The sequence below is a fragment of the Paucibacter sp. XJ19-41 genome (genome assembly GCF_028462495.1).
Lineage (GTDB): Bacteria > Pseudomonadota > Gammaproteobacteria > Burkholderiales > Burkholderiaceae_C > Roseateles_E.
In genome coordinates this window covers 1-21,303 of the sequence record NZ_JAQOWX010000031.1, presented here as the reverse complement: position 1 = coordinate 21,303, position 21,303 = coordinate 1, and the positions used below count along the sequence as shown (strand labels likewise).

Here is a 21,303-nt window from a genome sequence, read left to right as displayed (position 1 = left end):
CCTGAGCACAAAAAAATGATCCACATGACTGCTGTCCACCGACTCACTCACCTGCTGCTGTCCCTGGCGGCTGCGGCCTTGTTCAGTGGCCAGAGCCTGGCGCAGGGGGCTCAGCCCGCGTCCGCACCCGCCACTACGCCCACAGCGCAGCAAGCCGGGGAGGGCGATGCCGTGCAGCGTGTGCTGCGGGACCTGGCGCGCGGCCAGAACGCGCGCCCCGCCATCCAGGCGCTCAAGGACCCGGCGCCCGCCGGCCCTGGCACTGGCCGCGCCCAGGAGGCGCGCCAGTTCGACGCCGCCCAGCAGCAGTTGATCGAGGCGCTGCGCGCTTATCTGGCGCAGCGCGGCTCGCTGGAGGCGCTGCGCGCGCATTACGACGCCTGGCGTGCCGCCGCGCTGATCGTGCAAGTGCAGATGGACAGCCAAGGCGAGCGCCTGCAGCAGTCCGCCGACGGCGCCGCCTATGTGGGCAAGCATGCCCAGGCGCGCAGCCGTGTCTCGGCCGCGCTGGCCCAGGTGCAGGGTCTGCTGGATCCGATGCTGGTGGGCGGTACCGCGTCCGCCAAATCTGCATCGCAGCTGCTGGCGCCCACTGGCAGCCGCCAGAGCGCCGAAGACGCGCTGGCCGCGCTGCAAAAACTGCAGACCCGCCACCGAGAGACCTCCATCCTGCGAGCCCAGCCAGTGCCTTTTGGTGGCCTGAACCTGGCGCCGCGCCAGCCGGTCAGCGCGCCCACCGTGGTGCCCAGCTATGAGACCGCCGGCGAAGTCACGCCCATGCCGGCCGACCGCGACAGCAGCGCCCATGCGCCGCTGGACGAAGAGATCCTGGCGCGCGCCAAGGCGCTGGACAACGACTATGTGCGCATCTACGAATTCGTGCGCAACCAGACCCGCAACGAGTGGTATGCAGGCAGCGTCAAGGGCGCCCTGGGCGTGCTGCGCAGCGGCGCCGGCAATGATGTGGATCAGGCCAGCCTGCTGACCGCGCTGCTGCGTGCCGCCGGCCTCAACACCCGTTATGTGCAGGGTGTGGTGGAGGTGCCGCTGGAGCGCCTGGCGGCCGAACTCGGTGTGCCCGCGGGTGACGTCAATGCGGTGCCGCTGGCGCTGGGCAAGGCCGGCGTGGCCTTCAGCCCGGTGGTGCGCGGCGGCCGCGTGGCCGCTGTGCAGCTGGCCCGCACCTGGGTCAGCGCCTATGTGCCCTACACCAACTACCGGGGCGCCCTGGTGGATGCCTCCGGCAAGAGCTGGATCCCGCTGGACCCCTTTTACAAGAGCTACCAGTACCAGGCCTCGCCCGGCTTTTTCGGCCGCAGCTTCAGCGCCGCCGGCCTGAGCCGCGAGTTCCTGGCGCGCACCCAGACCGGCACCTTTGCCGACTTCCTGCGCACCAGGCTGGGCAATGCCCTGGCCACCGCTGGCACCGGCGGCCCGGCCGGCACCTGGCAGGGCCAGCGCGGCGTCGCTCAGTCGGACACACTGCAGCTGGACATCCTGCCCAACAGCCTGCCGTATTCGGTGGCTGCGGTCACCCGCGAGGGCGCGGACCTGCCCAGCACCGAGCTGGCCACGGTACGCATCCGCCTGCAGCAGGGCGCACGCGCCGATGATGCGGTGGTGCTGGACAAGACCCTGCCACTGGCGGCGGTGGGCAATGCGCGGCTGACCCTGTCCTATGGGCCGGCCAGCCTGGAAGACCACCGCGTGGCCCTGTTGTATGGCGGCATGGACGGCGTGCCGCTGTATCTGATCGGCCTGCGTGGCCAGCTCAAGCTGGGCGGCGAGCTGGTGGGCACCGCCACCGACAAGGTGGATCCGGGCGCCTCGCTGCGCCTGACGCTCACGCTCAAAGGCCCCTGGGGCGAGCAGGAGGTGGAGCAGACGGTGATGGCCGGCGCCCACCATGCGCTGCTGATCGGCAACGACCCGCAGCGGCCCGCCACCACGGCCGCCTCCGACAGCGACCACCAGGGCGTGAAGCTGCTGGATGGCCTGGGGCTTTATTACACCCGCCAATGGAACGAGGCGGACCGCGACATCGCCGGCTGGCTGGATGCCGGCCTGGTGCGCCCGCTGCCAGCGGTGACGCTGGTGAGCACCACGCTGCGCCCGGTCTATGTGGCCGGCGTGCCGGTGACGCTGGAATGGACCGGCGTGAGCCTGGATGCCGCCCTGCGCCCGGTCGATGGCGTGGGCGCGGGTGCGCCCGATGCGCTCACGCTCTCGGCGCTGGCCGGCTCCTCGCTGGAGCAGGGCGTGTTCCGCGACCAGTTCTCGGTCGAGGCCATGTCGGCCGACCGCGGCCTGCAGCTGGCGCGCGAGCGCGGCCTGGCCGTGCTGGAGCTGGACGGTGGCAACCTCGCACAGATTGACACCACCGACCATGCCGACAACGTCAAGCAGGCCGTTCGTGACCTGGTGGGGCAGGGCTTTGCGGTGCGTATTCCTGCGGCCACGCTGACGCAGCAGGCCTGGAGCGGCTCGGTCTGGCAGGCCTGGCAGGGCACGCGCGCCGGCTTCTTCCTGTCCGGCGGGCTGGCTGGCGGCACCTCGGTGGAGGCGCCGGAGGTCTGGACGCTCGGCTTCCTGGCGGATGTGTTCCGCAGCATGGAGACCGAGGAGGCCAACAAGGACCCACGATCAGGCGTGCGCGTGGTGGCGCTGGGCGCCTCCAGCGGCCAGCGTGGCGTGGCCGGTGAGGCGCTGCCGGTGCCCTATACGGTGCTGGTGACCGACAAGCTGGGTCGTCCGGTGAAGAACGCGCAGGTCACCTTCTCCGTGATTACCGGCGATGCCAAGCTCAACGGCGCTACCAGCGCGACCTTGCCCACCAATGTGATCGGCATGGCTTCCGTCACGGTCGAAATGGGGCAGAGCACCGCCATCAATCCGGTCTGGATCATGCGCAACCCGGGCGATGAGGCGCCCACCCAGGTGGGTGCCGTCAACGTGGATGTGCAGGCCGACAGTGCCATCGGTCCGCTGCGTCCGCGCGAGCCCATGAGCGCCTTGCTACTGCCTGGCCCGCTCTCGGCCTTGAACCCGAAACACGAGCCGGCCAGCAGTGGCCTGCCAGCAGCCACGGTGGATGTGCTGAGCCTGGGCACCGAGGACCAGTACGGCAATCCGATCGCCAATGTCAGCGTTGATCTCAGCATCACCGGCCAGGCGCAATCTTCCTGTGCCACCGGGCCTGGGGGCAAATACCGCCAGGGCGCTCTGTGGAATGCCTCTGTCAGTGCGAACGCCTGTCCCGGCGGGACGGTGCTGGGGCAGTGCGGCCAGCCCTCGCTTCAGCTCAAGTCGGTCTCCAACGGTGTGGTCTATGCCGGCGTGATCCTGAGCAATGAGATCCTGGGCACCAATACCGTCACGGCGCGAGCCGGCGGTGTGTCGCGTCAGTTCAGTTTCACCAACACCGGCTACTGCGTGCCCTATGCCGACAGTGCTGAGTATCTGGGCATGCTGAGTGTTCAAGGTGGAGAACAGGATGGCGAGGGCAATACGGTCTCCGCCGCTGCGCCCGGTCGTACCTATGGCGGCACTTTCCAGGTCAGCTTTATGCGGAGCGAATGGGCCTACTACATCGATGAGAAAGGCATCGTGCGCTTCGACCCTTATGCCAACTGGGTACCGGCCAGCGGCAGCCTCGGATCCGTCAACGTGAGTGCCGGGGGCTCGGCCGCCGTCGCCGGTCAATCCTATCGTGTCACCACCGGGCCCACCCCGGCACGCCATACGACTACGGTGAATGGCAGCGTCACAGTCACAGGCATCCGCAATACACGCAATGGCCCCGAGAACTTCAGCGCTACGGTGAACCCGAGCAGCTCCGGTGGCGAGGTCTTCGGTGTGCGTCCGACCATCCGCAGCATCACCTCGCGTGATGCCGGTGCTGCCGATCCCAGCAAGATCCATCTGGACGGCAATGGACTCAGCCTGTACCCGATCGATGTCAACTACACGGTGGAGCCCGAAGACTACAAGGTCGCGGGCTCCGGTTGGTTGGCCAAGCTGCTGAAGGATGGTCAGCTTGTCGACTATGCATCGGGCAACAGCCGTGCCAAGCAGGGTACGGCCACGCTGCCCCGCTCCCAGGTCTTTCAGCCGCTTCAGCACAACTACGAGGCACAGCTCGACAGCACACTCACCCACACCAAGCTGGAGAGCGACAAGTTCCGCCTGCCGCTGCGCCAGAAGCTGATTGCCGGCGCGCAAGCTGCAGGGGCCTCGCGGTATGTGGATGTGGTGAACAAGCGTGTCTGCGATGTGCGCGGCAGCATGGCCTTTGTGCTGACGCAGGATGCGGTTGCCAAAGTGACCTACCAGCGTCTGGGTGCCGGCGGCGAGTTGCTGGGCTCACCGATGGACCTGGAGCCGGAAAAGGACTACCCGGCCGGGGTCAACGAGGTGGAGATCGACGCCGGGAAACTGGGCGACGGCAAGTTCCAGATCGCCGTGCAGGCGCGGGCCAAGGCGGACCCGTCCATCACCGATGAGGCGGACTCGCGCACCGGTGTGAGCTTCAAGATGTCCAACAACTTGCCGGTGGGCCAGACCCTGGTGCGCGGCGTGAATGTGCGCAGCGGCATCCTGACCCACCAGACCCTGCCACTGAACCTGGCAGGCCGCGGCAATGCCTTCAATCTGGTGCTTTCCTACAGTTCATCGGGCTCGGGCGAGATCTCCACCGTGGGCGCGAACTGGGGCCACAACCACGATATGGGCCTGTTCATCAACAGCTGCGGCGAGGTGTCGGTCAACGCCGGTGACAGTGGTTCGGTGCGTTTCTTCCCGAAGCCGGACGGCACGATGACGCCGGACAAGGGCTACCACGGCACCCTGGTGGCCAACCGCACCGACAACACCTGGGACTATTACAGCAAGGACGGCACCCAGTACCACTACAAGTTCATCACCCAGCGCGTGCAGTGGAAGCTGATGTGGGTGCGTGACCGCAACGGCAACACGCTCACCTACGACTACGATCTGAACGCCTTCCCCGAGCCTGTGCTCAAGGCGGTGACGCACAGCGACGGGCGCAAGCTGAGCTTCAGCTACACCAGCAAGATGGTGCCCCAGCCGGCGGCCGGAACCAGCCAGCGCAATATGCTGACCGAGGTGAAGGGCAGCGGCGACCAGGTCGTCAAGATCGACTATGACGATCTGGGCAATATGGTCAGCCACTCGGTCAATGGTCGCAGCACCAACTATGCCTACACCATCGACGCGCCCAACCCCTGGGACCGCTACCGCCTGAGCAGCGCCACCGACGCCAAGAGCGACGTCACCTCCTACATCTACGGCGTGCATCCGGTCAATGTCGATACGCCGGACGGCATCGTAGCGTTCACCCATCCCTGGGTGTCGGATGTCACGACCAACCTGGGTGGCACCATGCGGCTGTCGATCGACCAACAGGCCTGGTCGCGATCAAAGCTGACGCAGACCCCCGGCGGTACGACCGAGTACACCTTCAACGCCTACGGCAGCCCGCTGACGGTGACCGACGAGGCTGGCACCACGACCATGACCTGGGCCGAGGATGACGTGGTGATGCTGTCCAAGCGCGATGCCCGTGGCGTGACAACGATGTATGACTACGACGCCGAGGGCAACGTCAGGTCAGAGACTGTGGACGGCAAGTCCAGCAAGTACACCTACGAGATACAGAGCAGTGCTCCCTTCAGCAAGTCGCGCATGACCAGCAAGGAGGACCGCAACGGCAACCGTTTCGGCTTTGTGCTGGACGGCGGCGGCAACGTCGTCCGCGAAACGCTGCCCATCGGGTCTTTGACGCACACCTACTCAGGTGTCGGTGACCGGATTTCCAGCACCGACGCCAATGGCAACACCACCCGCTTCGAGTACGACAGCGTGGGCAATCTCAGCGCCACCCGCAATGCGCTGGGCGCCCGCTTGGAAAGCAATCGCGACGCCCGAGGCCGAGTGGTATCCAGCACCGACGGCAAAGGCAATCGCAGCACTTACACCTACGACGGCCAGGACAACCTGGTCTCGCAGATCAACCCTGAGGGTGGCACCCGCACCATGACCTACGACGGCATGGGCAACAAACTGAGCGAGAAAGACGAGGGCGGGCGCACCACGACTTACACCTATGGCAAGGGCTCGCTGGTCACAGGCCTGCAGTTCACCGGCCCCGGCGGCGGCGCCAGCCGCAGCTTCAGCTACGACGGCGCAGGCAACAAGCTGACCGAGACCGACTGGAACGGCGCCACAACCAGCTATGGCTACGATGCGGTTCACCGTGTCACCAGTCGCACCGAGCCGTTGGGCAAGGTCACCAGCTACGCCTATGACGGCGTGGGCAATCTCACCAGCGAAACCACGGCGGGTCGCGGCAGCAGCCACCGCTACGACACGCTCGGCCGTCGCACCTCGACCACGGACGCCGAAGGCCAGTCCTGGGCTTATGAGTACGATGGCAATGGCAACCGCACGGGCGCGACCGATCCGCTGGGCCGGCGCACCGGCATGCGCTATGACGGCATGGACCGCTTGGTCGAAGTGTCGCAGCCCTTGGGCCGCACGACCGCCTACGAATACGACCCGGGTGGCAACAAGATCGCCGAAATCGATCCGCTCGGCAACCGGACCTCCTTCCGCTATGACGCGGCCAACCGCCTTGTCGCCATCCTTCGGCCCGACAGCACGACCGTGGGCCTTGAGTACGACCTGGCCAACAACCTGACGCGCCAGACCGACGAGGGTGGCGGCGTGACGCAGTTCGGCTACGACGCGATGAACCGCAAGACCAGCGCTCGCGACCCCGAGGGCGGCACCCACGGTTACGGCTATGACCGGCTGGGCAATCTGACCAGCGAGACCTGGCCCAACGGCAACGCGCTGAGCCATGGCTACGACCTCTTCAACCGTCGCGTCAGTAGCACGGACAGCATCGGCCGTCTGGGCAGTTGGCGCTATGACAACAACGGCAACCTGCTGTCGGAAGTCGATGGCAATGGCAACACCAGCACGCACGAGTACAACGCGCTGAATCTGCGCACCTCCAGCGCGCTGCCGGGTGGCCGTACGCTGGGCTACAAGCCCGACCTGTTCGGCAATGTGGAGGAGTTGACCGACGCCCGTGGCAACAAGAGCTTCGCGAGCTACGACAAGCTCAACCGCGTCACTCGCAGCACCCATGCCGATGGCGGGGTGGTCGAGTCGGGCTATGACGCGGCGGGCAACAAGACCTTGCAGACCGACCCGCGTGGCTTTGCCACCACCTTCACCTACGATGAGCTGAACCGTGTCAAGACGGTGAAGGATCCGCTCGACCAGGTGACGAGCAGCGACTACGACAAGGCCAACAACCTGGTGCGCCAGACCGACAAGCGCGGCACGGCCACCGAGTACCGCTACGACATGTTGAACCGCCGGGTGAGCACGACCAAGGCCGGCGTGGAACTGGAGGCGCTGAGCTACACCGCGCTGGGCAAGGTGGCCAGCAGCACCGATGCCAATGGCCAGGTGACGCGCTTTGCTTATGACCGGCGCGGTCTGTTGACGTCCACCGCAGCGCCGGAAGGCGCCACCACCCGCCAGCAACTGGACAGCATGGGTGATGTGGTGCAAAGCACCGACGCGGAGGGCCGCGTCAGCAAGACCGACTACGACAAGCGCCGCCGAGCCGTGCTGGTGAGCAATCCGGCGGGCGAGGCCACCGGCTTCGAGTACGACCTCAACAACAACCGCGTGGCCCAGCAGCGCCCGCTGGGTGGCCGCAGCATCTTCGAGTACGACGCCAGCAACTGGCTGGTCAGTGTCACCGAACCTGCCTCGCGCAAGACCCTCTACGAGCGTGACAAGAACGGCAATCTGACCAAGGTGAGCGACGGGGAAGGGCGAGCCGTCAGCTTTGGCTATGACACGATGGATCGCCGCTCCAGCATCACCCAGGCGGGCGGCGCTGCGCAAAGTTTCGAGTTCGACAAGGCTGGCAATCCGACCCTGCACGTGGATGCCAACGGCGTGGCCGTGACACGCACTTTCGACAAGATCAGCCGCGAGACGCTCAAGACCTATAGCGCCAGCTCCGACGGCCTGACAGGCATCGCCACCGGCTATGACGCCAACGGCAATCCGCTCACTATCACCGAGAGCTATGCCAGCGGTCCGGCGCGTGTCACCTCGCATGAGTACGACGCCTTCGACCGCCCGACCAGCAGCCAGGACGGCTATGGCGCCAAGATGGTGTTCAGCTACGACAAGAACGGCAACCGGACCATCCTGGCTACCCAGGATGCCAAGCAGACCCGCTACGGCTACGACGGGCTGAACCGCCTTACCGGCCTGAACAGCCCGGCCGGCGGCGTGCAGTACGTCTATGACCGCAGCGGCCTGACCCTGCAGCAGATCTGGAGCAACGGCACCGCGACCGAGAGTCGCTACGACGCGGCACGCCGCCCGCTGCGCATCACCCTCAGCAAGGGCAGCACCGCGCTCAACCTGACCGAGTACCTCTACGACAAGAACGGCAACCGGCTGGAAGAGCGCATCAACCGCCCGCACGCGGCCAACGGCGCCCAGCTCACCACCTACCGCTATGACGCGGCCGACCGGCTGGAGGGCACCACGCTCACGCGCGGCGCCGACAGCGTGGAAACCACCTGGAGCTACGACCGCGCCGACAACCGCCTGAGCGAAAAAGTGGTGAGCCGCGGTGCCACCAACAGCACGGTGGAGCGCAGCTACAGCTATGACGCGCGCAACCAGCTGCGCAGCATCGCCGACAGCGCGGCCGGCACTATCACGCTGAGCTATGACGCGCAGGGCAACCTGACCCAAAAGGCCAAGGGCGGCGACACCACCACCTATGCCTGGAACGCGCGCGACCTGCTCAGCAACGTGAGCCGCAATGGCACCGTGCTGGGCAACTACAGCAGCGACCATGCCGGCCTGCGCGTCAGCAAGGAGGCCATGAATCCGCTGCAGCCTGGCGCGCCCCCGCGCCTGCTGCGCACGCAGTGGGACGAGCAAAACGCACTGCAGGATCGCGACGCGGCCGGCGCTGTGCTGATGCGCTACGACTTCGCCCAGGGCCAGCCGGTGGCGCTGTGGAGCGCCGAGGACGGCCAGCAACTGCTGCATGCCGACGCGCTGGGCTCCATCGTGGCCACCACTGCGGCTGACGGCACGCTCAAGAGCGAGACCCTGTACGACGCCTGGGGCAATCCCATCGAGCGGCAGGGCCAGAGCGCGAACAAGTTTGCCTACACCGGCCACCAGGCCGACCCCGAGACGGGGCTGTACTACTTCAAGGCGCGCTACTACGACCCGGAGCTGGGCCGCTTCATCAGCGAAGACCCGGCCGATGGCCAGGAAGGCAAGCCGGCCAGCTATCACCGCTATCTATACGCCTATGGCAATCCGCTGGTGTATGTGGATCCGGATGGACGGGTGGCGCTGCTCAAGGACGGTGCGGACACCCTGAGCGATTTCAGTGGCTGGCTGCGCGGGCGCGCCGAGATGTGCAGCGACGGGGCGCTGTGCAAGGTGGCCGCGGGTGCCATCGGCGTGTCGCGCGCAGTGGTGGGGTTGGGCGAGGTGGGCTTGCGGGCCGGCAATGTGCTGGCGAACACGGCTTCGCTGGCGCTGGGCACGCTGGGCCTGAACAGTGAAGACAACGTCAACGCGCATGCGGCCGAGCTGGAAGGCACGGTCAATGCGACCAAGGCGGCCTTTGATGCGGTGACCACCAAGGCCGGCCGTCAGCAGATTGCTGACAAGGCCACGGGCACGCTGGACAAGGCGCTGGCGGGAGACAGCGGCGCGATCAGCGATGTGACGGAATTTGCCGCTGGTTTTGTGGGAGGTGGGGCGGCCGTCAAGCAAGGCGCGAACGTGGCGAGCACCGCCGGCTCGGTGGTCCGGCAAGTGGAGCGGGTTGCAGCGCGGGAGGCGATGGAGGGCACGGCCACGGTGGCCAAGGCCGGGGTGGAGGTCGGGGAAGCCACGGTGGTGAAGCAGACCGGGCGGCTGACGACCGAGGCGGTGGCCGGGCCTGGGGTGGAGGTGGCGGCGGGCAGGACGGTGAAGTCGGTGGAGGCCGTTGCTCCCACCGCCGTCGCCAAGGTGGATCAGCCGATGTTTGGCAGCGCTGGAGCAGCTTCGCTGACGCGGCGGCAGTATATTGAGGCGAATCTGCGCGAGAGTGCAGCGGCGCGGGAGAGTTCCAGTTTTGGCTTGGCGGCGGCTGAGGCGAGAGCCGCAAGAGGTGGTCGTGCTCCAACAGAAGCCGGTAGCAAAGGCGAACGTGTCTCATCCGAACTGACCGGCATGCCGAAGAACACGACACGTATTCCTTCGGCATCAGGAAAGAGGGCCTATCGCACGCCTGACCACATGACTGAAAATCAACGCTACATCGTTGAAACTAAGAATGTGAAGAATCAGCACCTGTCCAGTCAGATTCTGGACGATAAGGCGCATGTGCTGAGAGGCGGCGGACCTGGACGAGTAGATGTGGTAATTGACGAGCGAACTCAGATCACGCCGCAGCTCTTGAGGGAGCACTTGAATCCAGGTAGCCCCATAAAATTGCGTACTGCACCGCTTAATAAATGACAACGGAGAATCAGTGGATACCGAGCTGGCTCTAAAAATTATTGAAGGCTTGGAGCAGTGCACAAGTGAGGATGTGACGACCATCGCCGATGCCTTACGTGTGCTTGCCGAGCATTCTTTCGAAAGCCGAAAGGGAGTATCAACCCGTGGCGTCGCTGGTGCGCCGGATTGGCTCGGTTACGAAATGGCCCTGTGGAAGCTCAGCGAGAGAATTCGACTCTGGCTGAAGCCCAAACGCAAGCTGAAAGGCACAAAAAACCCGCTATTCGATGTCATGGAAAGCATTGTTCTCGATAGCCGATTTGGCAAAGGGCGCCAAGATTTTGTGCTTGTCATGGGAGAGTACGCGAGTCCGTCGTATGGCCCATCACTCGCCAAACTGGTCACTGATGTGGATGTGATGGGTCACGCCATCAAGGCTGTGACCAAGCTTGGTGTATCGGGGCTGAGCGCGCAAGTCAATGAGGTGTCAAATACATCGAAGACTGGCTGGGTTCGAGCCGCAGCAAGGAAATACCTCGAAAAATTCTCATAGCCGGCAGAAGCCTAGCTGCCCGCCCGGCACGAAGCGCCAGCGCCTTTGCTGCGGGCACTGGGGCCAGGTCACCCATTTCCAGTGCCCGAGAGCCCGTTGGGAAGTAGGTGCCAAGTCTTGACGCTGTAGTTCAGAACTGACTCTGACCCGGCGCGCAACCTGCTCGCCAGCGTGAGCCGCAACGGCACGGCGCTCGCCCGCTATGGCTTTGCCCACGGCCAGCCGGTGGCGCTGTGGAGCGCCGAGGACGGCCAGCAACTGCTTCATGCCGATGCGCTGGGCTTGATCGTGGCGCCGTGGGCGGCACGGTCAATGCCATCGAGCAAGCCGGTCAGGTTGCTGAACATCACCTGATCAGTGAAAAGCTGGGCCGCGAGAGCATCTCGGCCTCCGAGGTCGTGAAGACGGCAGCCCTCAGCGCCGTTGCTGCGCCAGTGATGTCGCGGGCGGCATCCGTGATCGAAAGCACGGTGTCGCGAGCCATGACCAAGCGCGGCACATCGCTGACGACGCAGGAGTCCGTGCAGGGCCCGGGTGCGTCGCCGAGCAAGATGGCCGAGCCGGAGTTGAAGTCGGTGGCGGCGGAGGCGTCGATCGATGTCACCCGGGCCCGGGTGGAGGCTAATATTGCGGCCAGCCGCAAGGGCCGCGAGAGCAGCAACTTTGAGGAGCATGTTCAGCGCGAGGCGACGGCCAGGGTGGCGAGTAATCAGCCTGTTGGCAATGCGCAGCCGAGTGCTCCAAGCAGTGCAGGACGTCCATCAGCAGGCTCACTATCTGACTTGGACTTTGTCCAGAAGATTGCTACGAAAGCCGAATCGACTGGTGTTCGCCTTGGCCATGGAGCCGCTGGAACTGGCCCTGCTCAGGGGATTTGGAAGCATGACTATGCTAAGCGTGTTCTCGAGCGATATCAAAGAATGACCGGTGAGAAGATCGACCTCCTAGCAGAAAAGAGTTATTTGGGAGGCGTGCGTGCTACGTATGGAACTGCCGGAAGCGCCCGCCCTGATGTATTTAATCCCGTTACCGGTCAAATATTTGACTATAAATTTGTTAAGAGTCCGGGGCGTGGCCTCAGTTCGGCACAGCGGGCAAAGAATGTGGCCAACGTTCCGAGTGTTAGTGCGCAGTATGAAATTAATCCATGAATAAGCCGGGAATATTGTCCGTATCGACCAGCAGGGAAATTACGAATGATTGGAGAGAGTCATTTCCTTTGTTAGGTATATATAAGTCTATGTGGCTACTGAAGCGTCACGGTCCACTTTTGATGGGTATCGCTCTAGATCGAACCCGATCAAATGATGTGTATTTGCCTACATTTCATGTTCATAATTTGCTTGTGCCGGCCCCTGCTATTTTGCTTTCTTTAGTTTATCCTGTTCCAGATATGCGCCAGGTCAAGCTGCCGCGGCAGATCAAGGTTTTGCGACACGCAGATGACTATCTATCTGCAGTTGCATTCCTGAAGCAGGCGGTTCCGGATCTGGACGCATCAGTTCTTTCATGGCGTCGACTCGTCCAGTTACATAGCGACTTCATCAGACAGAAACGTGATTACGCAATAGCAAAATCCTGCTCCAGATTATTCTTGGATGTAATCTTGTTGGCCTATTGGTGTGGGCATGAAGACTATGCTCGCCATTGTGAGGCCGAAGCTGTTCGATTGATGAAGGACTGGAATCCGTCTGTCGATGTTGCAGCATGGCAGACATCCCTTCATGGTCTGCTTGATCGTGGGGTTATGCAACGTACTCTAGATTCAGAAATATCCAGGCACAAACTAGCACATCTCCCTGTTTGTGAACTCAGCGGTGACGGTGAAGCGGAGGCTATAACCGTCGCCTATACCTCTGCTTGGGCTAGTTGAGGGGCTTGGGGTCGGGGGTAGCGGCCATGTTGGCCTGCGCGTCAGCAAGGAAGCGCTGAACCCGCTGCAGCCGGGGCCCCACCGCGCCTGCTGCGCACACAGTGGGATGAAGAGAACGCACTGCGGGATCGCGATGCCGCCGGCACGGTACTGACCCGCTATGACTTCGCCCACGGGCAGCCGGTGCCATCGGCGTCTCCCGCGCGGTGGTGGGGTTGGGCGAGGTGGGCTTGCGGGCCGGCAATGTGCTGGCGAACACGGCCTCGCTGGCGCTGGGCACGCTGGGCACGCTGGGCCTGAACAGCGAAGACAACGTCAACGCGCACGCTGCCGAGTTGGAAGGCACGGTCAATGCGACCAAGGCGGCCTTTGACGCGGTGACCACCAAGGCCGGCCGTCAGCAGATTGCTGACAAGGCCACGGGCACGCTGGACAAGGCGCTGGCGGGAGACAGCGGCGCGATCAGCGATGTGACGGAATTTGCCGCTGGTTTTGTGGGAGGTGGGGCGGCCGTCAAGCAAGGCGCGAACGTGGCGAGCACCGCCGGCTCGGTGGTCCGGCAAGTGGAGCGGGTTGCAGCGCGGGAGGCGATGGAGGGCACGGCCACGGTGGCCAAGGCCGGGGTGGAGGTCGGGGAAGCCACGGTGGTGAAGCAGACCGGGCGGCTGACGACCGAGGCGGTGGCCGGGCCTGGGGTGGAGGTGGCGGCGGGCAGGACGGTGAAGTCGGTGGAGGCCGTTGCTCCCACCGCCGTCGCCAAGGTGGATCAGCCGATGTTTGGCAGCGCTGGAGCAGCATCGCTGACGCGGCGGCAGTATATTGAGGCGAACCTGCGCGAGAGTGCAGCGGCGCGGGAGAGTTCCAGTTTTGGCTTGGCGGCGGCTGAGGCGAGAATTGGTGCAGCCGCAAAGGGCGCATCGGTTGGCTGGAACAACGGTTGGCGAACCGCCGATGGTAAGTTCGCTAGCCCGTTGGGTGGAGGGAGCGCAGGAGCGGCTGCCGAACAGAGCGTATGGAACGCGGTAGCCCAAAAGCCAGGCTGGAGAGCGATCGAAGGCCGTGTTTCCGTTCGAAATGCCGCGGGCGATCTGCGTGTCTATGATGGTGCTGCAGTGAGCCCGAGAGGCCGCGTCATTGGGCTTGAAGTGAAATCGGGTGGGGCTCCATATGGGGGCTCTCAGGCCGCATTCGACTCAGGAGTGAATACGTTCAATCCTGCTTTTGGTGTTGGTCAAAATCTTGGTCTTGAAGTTGGGCGGTCACTCTTGATTCGGCGGCCATGACGACTGCGAAAAACTCACAATCAGATCTTCTGGCGGCACTCTCTCAAGTGGCTGATGAGCCACTTGGCTTGGACGGTTTTAGGCGCAGGGCGGGAAGCTTCACCTACATGCGCAAGCTGAACGGCTCACAGCAGGAAGTTGCTTTCGTTGCCGATTGGAACCCTAAATATCAACCGGGAGTCGCTGCGCATTTGCATCCGATGATTCGCCAAAAAATGCCGATCATTAGCAAACGGGCTCTCGAACTCGTGAAGGGAGACGAATTGCTCCTCGCGAGAGCGCCCGAGGTTGTTCTGAATCAGCCAATCCAGTTCGCGGCCCCAAAGGAAGTACATGTCCGATGGTTTTCGACGGGCGCAAAAGAGTTTGTTGAAACGTGTGAATCGATTGTCGCCTTCGTGCGGCAATGGGTGTTGCCACTACTCTCCGAACTCTCGACGCCTGAGGGTTTGGTTCGAGCCTATGAGTCCAACGATACCCGCGTGATGAAGCAGAAGCACTGGCACGTCTTTGTTGTTGCAGCATATATAGAATTGGGTCGGTTGGATCTTGCGCGTGAGGTTGTCGCCGAGCAATTCGGAAGCCCGGGAATGCGGAGGCAATATTCCTCGCTCTTCGACATGGTTGGCGACACAATGTAATGTGACTGATCAACCATGCTGCGGGTCACCCATTGATGCCCTTGGGCGTGAAACCTTTGAGACCCCCTATCTCGTTCATTAATTCGGATCGCAGATCATGAAGAACGAGTCCTTGCGGCATGCGATTGCGGATCAAATGCTGGAGGCGGCTCTTAAGGAGGCTTCAGAATCAGCTGAGTCGATATTGTTTTTTGCCAAGAGCTTGGGGTTGTCCGTGGAGGATTGCGTCAGCTACGACGAAGCAGGCTTGATTTAGGTGGAGGGTATTTATCGTAAGCTTTGTAATGAAGAAAAATTCTCTGCATCTCTTGATCGGGCTCACTTTGAACAGCTGATGATGTATTTCCTCGGTCAAACTCTTGTGCGTTGTCAAGATGCGCGGTGGGTTGCCTACAAAGGTCGCGATCATGTCGTGCGACCGCTATTGATACGATTTACCGATACGGGCAAGGGCCTCGACATTGCCGCCATTTGTTTTGACTTGATCGGCAGTTCGGGTTTGGCAGGAGCTAATGTTGGGCAGGCGCTGGCGCGGTATTTCAATAGGGCCAAGAGAATTGCGCTAATTTCGACGTGAACTGATGGTCCCAAGTCTGGAGCGGCTCGCAGGCCTTGGGGGCGAACGCGACGGACGTGGGTCTCAAGAGCGCCTCGTGGTCACGCATCAGCCATCCCCGTCGTTGAACTCACCGGCACTTGGTTCTCGATTCACGGCTGCGCCACCATTGCCCTGGGGCAATTCCCCCGTTTCCCATTCACGAGCGTTCGCCGGAGGCAGGTGTCAGGTCTTGACGCTGTAGTTCAGACCTGACCCTGTTGGCGGGCTGACCCTGCACGAGGTCTGGAACTTCGCCTCCGGGGGCTTCGTCAAACGCCATGATGCGCGCCTGGAACTGCGCGACTCGGGGCAGATCACCCAGGAGCAGTACGAGAAGTCGCTGGTGCTGGACGCGACCGTGTCGGTGGTGGCCAATCTGGCCGGCGGTGCGGTGGGCGGCAAGGTGGCCGGCGCCGTCGGTGGCCGGGTCGCCGGCAACGCGGCGGGCCGCGTGGCGACCGAGATGGCGACGGGTGGCGCCGTGGGCGGCACGGTCAATGCCATCGAGCAGGCCGGCCAGGTTGCTGAGCACCACCTGATCAGTGAGAAGCTGGGCCGCGAGAGCATCTCGGCCTCGGAGGTCGTGAAGACGGCAGCCCTCAGCGCCGTCGCTGCGCCAGTGATGTCGCGGGCGGCATCCGTGATCGAAAGCACGGTGTCGCGAGCCATGACCAAGCGCGGCACATCGCTGACGACGCAGGAGTCCGTGCAGGGCCCGGGTGCGTCGCCGAGCAAGATGGCCGAGCCGGAGTTGAAGTCGGTGGCGGCGGAGGCGTCGATCGATGTCACCAGGGCCAGGGTGGAGGCTAATATTGCGGCCAGCCGCAAGGGCCGCGAGAGCAGCAACTTTGAGGAGCATGTTCAGCGCGAGGCGACGGCCAGGGCGGCGAGTAATCAGCCCGAGGTCGCCAGTGCAGCACCGCCGCGTGTCGTGGACAAATCTTGGAAGGACAAGATTGACGGCATTGCGCAAAGAACGGGTAACGACAGTGCTCACCAAATTAGGACATATCGCGAAGCAATTGCCTATGCAAAGGATCCGGATGTAGTGAGTGTCCATTTGGACCATGGATACAATCGAGCGCTCGGCTTGGAGCCGAAAACAATTGCTCCGAATCGTCGGCCTGATGTGGTTGCTGTCTATGGCGATGGTCGAGTCGCCAGAGTGGAGGTTCAGTCGAAAACGGATTTCGCCTCGATTTTGCGCGGTAGAAATGCGGCCTTGGATAATCAATTGCAGGCGCAAGGTTATACGCCTTTGACTCCCCGTGTGGTGGTGCCGACTCGGCGCCCAAAATAGCTACCGATAGTTGAAATTATGGATGCGTGGGCTCTTGGTTTGTATTGCTATACGGATCGGATTTCGTCAGATCTTTTTGTGAGATTTCATGACGCGGCTATTGCCATATTTGGGCAAGCTGGCATCAAGCCAACATACTTTTCTGCTGATGGTGATGGCTATGATGGCCGGGCTACAAAATTTGGAAAGAGAGTTCACGCGCGGGCCTTGAAGGAAGGGTTTTCTGGCGTCCAAACATTGACTCTGGTCGCCAACCCCGAGGGCAGTGATGAGCCGGCATACGACAGCTTCGCTTCTGCTTCAATTAGCTACATTCAAGACTCAGGCGAGCTGCTGGTCTGTGTCTATATTCGAGATGATCTCCTGCAATTTCGCGGAGAAATTTTCAATAGCATGTTGCAAGAGCTAATTCGCTTGCAGGCCTGGGACTTTGGATATGCGTTTAAGGCTCCAGTTGAGAAGAAGCCGGAATTCCACGTCCTTGCATTGGATGGGGGGGGCAACAGCCGGGAGGAACTTCGCAGGCTGAATGCGTGGTATGCCTCCAAGGCTGGGGACCGACTCTCTCGTTTGAGGGACGTCTATCCGATCTATTTCCTCAATGAGAAACAGCTTTCTGGACTTGCGACCGCTGATTTGAGTTTGAGAGCCTTTGCTCAAGGGCATCCGGGCTCGTCATTGACGCCGCTGGATGGCTCGACACTGTCGCTCTGGGAACTTTCCTCTGATGAGGTGGAGAGCGTTCGGGAACACTTGCTCCCCAGTGGACTCCTGATCACCCGGTAGCTGAGCTTGCCTGCGTTCGCAGCGGTTATCCACCTGTTCTTCAACGGCTTGGTGCAATTCCTGCTGCTGCCTCTGGTGCTGAGTTTGGCCGTCTGGGCCGGCCTGCCGTACCTCGTCTTCGATGCCGACTGGAAGACGGTGGCTGTGTCTGCCTGGGCGATTCTGAGCAGCAACGACCAGCAATGGCACACGATCTTGGGCCGGCCGTGGGCCGTCGGCACGCTGCTGATGGCCTGGCTGTTCGCCGGGTAGCCCCCCGTGTCAGGTCTTCCCTTTCCTATGCCAGCCAGAGAGCCTGTCGGGGAAGAAGTGCCAAGTCTTGACGCCATAGTTCAAACCTGAGCCTGCTGGCGACTTTGACCTGCCCCCTCCCGCCGTACCAATCAGGTGGGCTTGCGGGCCGGCAATGTGCTGGCGAACACGGCCTCGCTGGCGCTGGGCACACTGGGCCTGAACAGCGAAGACAACGTCAACGCGCATGCGGCCGAGCTGGAAGGCACGATCAATGCGACCAAGGCGGCCTTTGATGCGGTGACCACCAAGGCCGGCCGTCAGCAGATTGCTGACAAGGCCACGGGCACGCTGGATAAGGCGCTGGCGGGAGACAGCGGCGCGATCAGCGATGTGACGGAATTCGCCGCTGGTTTTGTGGGAGGTGGAGCGGCCGTCAAGCAAGGCGCGAACGTGGCGAGCACTGCCGGCTCGGTGGTCCGGCAAGTGGAGCGGGTGGCAGCGCGGGAGGCCATGGAGGGCACGGCCACGGCGGCCAAGGCCGGCGTCGAGATCGGGGAAGCCACGGTGGTCAAGCAGACCGGGCGGCTGACGACCGAGGCGGTGGCCGGGCCTGGGGTGGAGGTGGCGGCGGGGAAGACGGTGAAGTCGGTGGATGCGATGCCGAGTAGCCCGCCCGGCATTCAAGTCGCTCAGAAATTGCCAGCCTCGATTGGGAATGACGTCCCCTACTCATCGAGAGCCATGCGTGAAATGCTCGAAGACAGGTATGGGAAGGGCAATGTATCTTCAACCACAGTGCCGCCTCAAGGCCAGGGGCTGCCGAACCTAAAATTGGCTGGGTCAATGCATCGCGCTGGTGTGCCATTCGATGCGAAGGGATTTCCAATCTTCGATAATGTTGCTGCCTTTGACACGAGACTGGCTGTTGACGCCTTTAAATCAGCGTCCTATAAAGGGCAGATGCGTATGGCTACGAGAGATTTGCGTGAGGCGATAATGCGCGGTGAGGCCTCACCGGCGCAATTCAACGCCAATCAGCTGAAGCAAATTCAGAGTGGCTCACACAAAATCCAGGGTCTTACTTGGCATCACCATCAGGATACAGGACGTATGCAGCTTATTAATCAGAAGCTTCACAACGCAGTTGGCCATGTTGGCTGGGAAGCCATGTCAAAGGGGTTGTAATGCAAAGCGGAATTGGTTTGCAAAAGGATGATGATTCGGAGATCGCTTTCGTTGTTGAGGCCCTGTTCAGTGGTGCAATAACCATTCCGGAATTGCGTGAATGGTGTTCGCACGTCATCGAGGTATCGAACGTGTCGGATATTCCTCCGTATATCTATGATCTACTGGATTACGATGGGGGGGTTGCTGGTGTAAACAGGGCAATAGGTTTTTTTCCGGTTAGTGGCCTTTCCTCTAGCGAGATTTCGGCGCTGAATGGAATTGCCTATGTGCGGGGGCTTCAGCCCTTTGACAACGCTGCGAAAGCGGGTGTCGCCCAAAAGGCCCTTGCCCGGAATGGTCATGTGGCTGAGAGATTCGCCTCTATTTTTCCTTTCTTGCGCACGAACGTGAGTCCGTGATCTTGCATAGGTGTTGGACCCCATGTGATCATGTCTCATTCATAGTTGGGCCTTGTTCAAGGCCAGGGATATGCTGTGGTGCGGCTTCAACACCGAAGCGCAACAGAAGTGCGGTCTCAAATCTGAAGTGCAGTACCGGGCTGTCCCAATGAATCACCGTCTGGCCTCGGGGTCCTCTGGCCTCGGGGTCACCCATTAGACGTCCCCGTCAAGTAGCAAACACACGCTCCTGCACTGCAAGAGCGCACCCTTTCCCTCAAGACTGCATTCCCCGTCGCTGAACTCACCGCGCACTTGGTTCTCGATGCATGGTTGCGCCGCAGCGCACCAGTCACCCATCAGGATCAAGGCGGCCCGTGTTGCCACAAGTGCCCCTGGCGGCATTCACCGCCCCAGAAAACCCTCTGTGCCGCAGCCCGTCCATTCATTGCGAGCCCTGGACTCGTACAGGTCTTGTGGCTGCCTGCCCGTGACCGCTCACGCTGGCTGGCTCCAACCCCATCTGGCTCGTGCTGCGGGCGCTGCGAACTTCTTCAACTCAGGGGGATCGGCGCGAGCAGGCATTCAAGTCTCATGGTTGTGCCAACCCCTTCGCGGCCTTACCAGCGCCGTCCCTTCACTCGTCAACTCCTGTCAGCCGAAGGCGCGTGCGGCATCGAACGGCGCCCCCGTCTTCATCACATGAAAGCAGGCCCGGGCCAGCTTGTGGGCCACCGCCTTGATCGCCACCACCTGCAGACTCTTGGCGCACTTCTTCTGGAACCAGCGCCGTATCGTGTCGTCGTAGCGCACGGCAAAGTGCGCCGCCTCGATGAACGCCCAGGCCAGGTGCTTGTTGCCGCACTTGGCGTTGCCGCTGCCCTTCTTCTTGCCATTGGATTCACGTCGGCTGTCCACCGTGCGCGCATAGGATGCAAAGTGGCCGGCATCGGCAAAGCGGGCCATGTCGCCGCTCTCCAGCGCGATAGTCAGCCCCAACGCCTTGCCGATGCCTGGCGCTGTGTGCAGCGCCTGATAGTCGGCACGCTCGCGTGCTTGGGTCAGGATCGCACTCTCCAGCCGTTTGACCTGCTCGTCCAGGCAATCCATGACAGCACGGTTGGTCATGAGCGCCAGACGCTGAGCCGGCAGCATCGGCATGGTGGCGATGTCCTGGTCCGTCCAGCGCTTGATCTCGTTGCCGCTGGCGTTCGTGCCCAGGTTGCGTGCTACGAGGTTTTGTATGCTCAGGATCTGGCTGGTGCGCTGGCGCGCGAGTTGACTGCGCTTGCGAAGCAGGTCACGCAGCGCTCGCTCGTGGCGTGGATAGATGTAGCCGGTGGGCAGGATGCCCAGGCGCAGCAGATGTGCCAGATGGCGCGCATCGTCGAGATCGCCGCTGTGCTTGAGGCCGTCGTACTGCTTGACGGCACAGGTGTTGACCAGGTGGATCGTGAACCCGGCGTCCTGCAGGCCATCGACGAGCCAGTACCAGTTGTAGGTGGACTCGATGGCAATGCCCTGGATTACGCCCGGGCAACCCCGAAGCGCCTGCTCGATCTTGGCAAGGTCATTGGGAAGCCGCTTGCTGAACACGATCCGATCCGTCTCATCCAGCACGCACAGCACGCTGTTGTTGCTGTGCAGGTCAATCGCTGCGTACAGTGTCATGTCGGTCTCCTTCGCGGGCTCGCCCGCTTGATCTGGAAACCAAACGGTAGGCCCGTGAACGGGGATCGACAACTCGGGCTAGATGATTCTTCAAGTATTGCAGGCTGCTGTGAGGGCGGACCTCGTTGTAGTGCTGGCGCCAGGTTTCGATGACCACGGCGGCCTCGCGGCGCGAGCGGAACCACTCGATGGACAGGCACTCGTCTCGGAATTTGCCGTTG

Annotated in this window: 16 protein-coding genes; 14 read left to right on the top strand and 2 right to left on the bottom strand. The window is 62.4% G+C overall.

From position 1 onward, the window contains the following. The first annotated feature begins 24 nt into the window (after positions 1 to 24). From PO768_RS10525 to PO768_RS10460, 14 genes are all read left to right on the top strand, one after another. Positions 25 to 10,596 (top strand): RHS repeat-associated core domain-containing protein, encoded by a 10,572-nt coding sequence (locus PO768_RS10525; RefSeq protein WP_272646032.1) that lies wholly within the window; start codon positions 25 to 27, stop codon positions 10,594 to 10,596. Between the two features lie 13 nt (positions 10,597 to 10,609). Continuing rightward, on the top strand, positions 10,610 to 11,131 hold the full coding sequence (locus tag PO768_RS10520; protein ID WP_272646031.1) for a hypothetical protein: 522 nt from the start codon (positions 10,610 to 10,612) through the stop codon (positions 11,129 to 11,131). A 171-nt stretch (positions 11,132 to 11,302) separates the two neighbouring features. Next, positions 11,303 to 11,485 (top strand): hypothetical protein, encoded by a 183-nt coding sequence (locus PO768_RS10515; protein WP_272646030.1) that lies wholly within the window; start codon positions 11,303 to 11,305, stop codon positions 11,483 to 11,485. Further along, positions 11,428 to 12,282 (top strand): hypothetical protein, encoded by an 855-nt coding sequence (locus PO768_RS10510; protein WP_272646029.1) that lies wholly within the window; start codon positions 11,428 to 11,430, stop codon positions 12,280 to 12,282. The genes PO768_RS10515 and PO768_RS10510 overlap by 58 nt, the downstream gene beginning before the upstream one ends. Continuing rightward, the gene (locus tag PO768_RS10505; protein WP_272646028.1) at positions 12,279 to 13,004 is read left to right on the top strand and encodes a hypothetical protein; all 726 of its coding nucleotides are present in this window, start codon (positions 12,279 to 12,281) and stop codon (positions 13,002 to 13,004) included. The genes PO768_RS10510 and PO768_RS10505 overlap by 4 nt, the downstream gene beginning before the upstream one ends. Positions 13,005 to 13,234: 230 nt before the next feature. After that, on the top strand, positions 13,235 to 14,287 hold the full coding sequence (locus PO768_RS10500) for a hypothetical protein (protein WP_272646027.1): 1,053 nt from the start codon (positions 13,235 to 13,237) through the stop codon (positions 14,285 to 14,287). Further along, positions 14,284 to 14,928, top strand: a complete 645-nt coding sequence (locus PO768_RS10495) for a hypothetical protein (RefSeq protein ID WP_272646026.1) — start codon at positions 14,284 to 14,286, stop codon at positions 14,926 to 14,928. The genes PO768_RS10500 and PO768_RS10495 overlap by 4 nt, the downstream gene beginning before the upstream one ends. A 97-nt stretch (positions 14,929 to 15,025) precedes the next feature. Further along, positions 15,026 to 15,184 (top strand): hypothetical protein, encoded by a 159-nt coding sequence (locus tag PO768_RS10490; RefSeq protein WP_272646025.1) that lies wholly within the window; start codon positions 15,026 to 15,028, stop codon positions 15,182 to 15,184. Further along, on the top strand, positions 15,185 to 15,505 hold the full coding sequence (locus PO768_RS10485) for a hypothetical protein (RefSeq protein ID WP_272646024.1): 321 nt from the start codon (positions 15,185 to 15,187) through the stop codon (positions 15,503 to 15,505). It abuts the gene before it with no gap. A gap of 364 nt (positions 15,506 to 15,869) precedes the next feature. Beyond that, the gene (locus PO768_RS10480; RefSeq protein WP_272646023.1) at positions 15,870 to 16,826 is read left to right on the top strand and encodes a hypothetical protein; all 957 of its coding nucleotides are present in this window, start codon (positions 15,870 to 15,872) and stop codon (positions 16,824 to 16,826) included. A gap of 18 nt (positions 16,827 to 16,844) precedes the next feature. Further along, positions 16,845 to 17,612, top strand: coding sequence for a hypothetical protein (locus PO768_RS10475; protein ID WP_272646022.1), 768 nt, complete (start codon positions 16,845 to 16,847; stop codon positions 17,610 to 17,612). A 6-nt stretch (positions 17,613 to 17,618) separates the two neighbouring features. Beyond that, a complete protein-coding gene (locus PO768_RS10470; RefSeq protein WP_272646021.1) occupies positions 17,619 to 17,864 on the top strand; it encodes a hypothetical protein in 246 nt (81 codons plus the stop codon). 141 nt (positions 17,865 to 18,005) lie between these two features. Beyond that, positions 18,006 to 19,031, top strand: a complete 1,026-nt coding sequence (locus PO768_RS10465) for an HNH endonuclease (RefSeq protein WP_272646020.1) — start codon at positions 18,006 to 18,008, stop codon at positions 19,029 to 19,031. Then, the gene (locus PO768_RS10460) at positions 19,031 to 19,432 is read left to right on the top strand and encodes a hypothetical protein (RefSeq protein ID WP_272646019.1); all 402 of its coding nucleotides are present in this window, start codon (positions 19,031 to 19,033) and stop codon (positions 19,430 to 19,432) included. The genes PO768_RS10465 and PO768_RS10460 overlap by 1 nt, the downstream gene beginning before the upstream one ends. Positions 19,433 to 20,065: 633 nt before the next feature. Here the strand turns inward: PO768_RS10460 and PO768_RS10455 are convergent. Together PO768_RS10455 and PO768_RS10450 are read right to left on the bottom strand one after the other, a co-directional pair. Beyond that, on the bottom strand, positions 20,066 to 21,082 hold the full coding sequence (locus tag PO768_RS10455; RefSeq protein WP_442953213.1) for an IS110 family transposase: 1,017 nt from the start codon (positions 21,080 to 21,082) through the stop codon (positions 20,066 to 20,068). Beyond that, a partial coding sequence (locus tag PO768_RS10450; RefSeq protein WP_272646017.1) for an integrase core domain-containing protein occupies positions 21,060 to 21,303 on the bottom strand: 244 nt, incomplete at its 5' end. The genes PO768_RS10450 and PO768_RS10455, both read right to left, overlap by 23 nt.

Excerpts from the sequence above, each read along its gene's own strand:
- PO768_RS10525 (WP_272646032.1), top strand. The coding sequence starts at position 25 with ATGACTGCTGTCCACCGACTCACTCACCTGCTGCTGTCCCTGGCGGCT.
- PO768_RS10505 (WP_272646028.1), top strand. The coding sequence starts at position 12,279 with ATGAATAAGCCGGGAATATTGTCCGTATCGACCAGCAGGGAAATTACG.
- PO768_RS10495 (WP_272646026.1), top strand. The coding sequence starts at position 14,284 with ATGACGACTGCGAAAAACTCACAATCAGATCTTCTGGCGGCACTCTCT.
- PO768_RS10490 (WP_272646025.1), top strand. The coding sequence starts at position 15,026 with ATGAAGAACGAGTCCTTGCGGCATGCGATTGCGGATCAAATGCTGGAG.
- PO768_RS10475 (WP_272646022.1), top strand. The coding sequence starts at position 16,845 with ATGGATGCGTGGGCTCTTGGTTTGTATTGCTATACGGATCGGATTTCG.
- PO768_RS10460 (WP_272646019.1), top strand. The coding sequence starts at position 19,031 with ATGCAAAGCGGAATTGGTTTGCAAAAGGATGATGATTCGGAGATCGCT.
- PO768_RS10455 (WP_442953213.1), bottom strand. The coding sequence starts at position 21,082 with ATGACACTGTACGCAGCGATTGACCTGCACAGCAACAACAGCGTGCTG.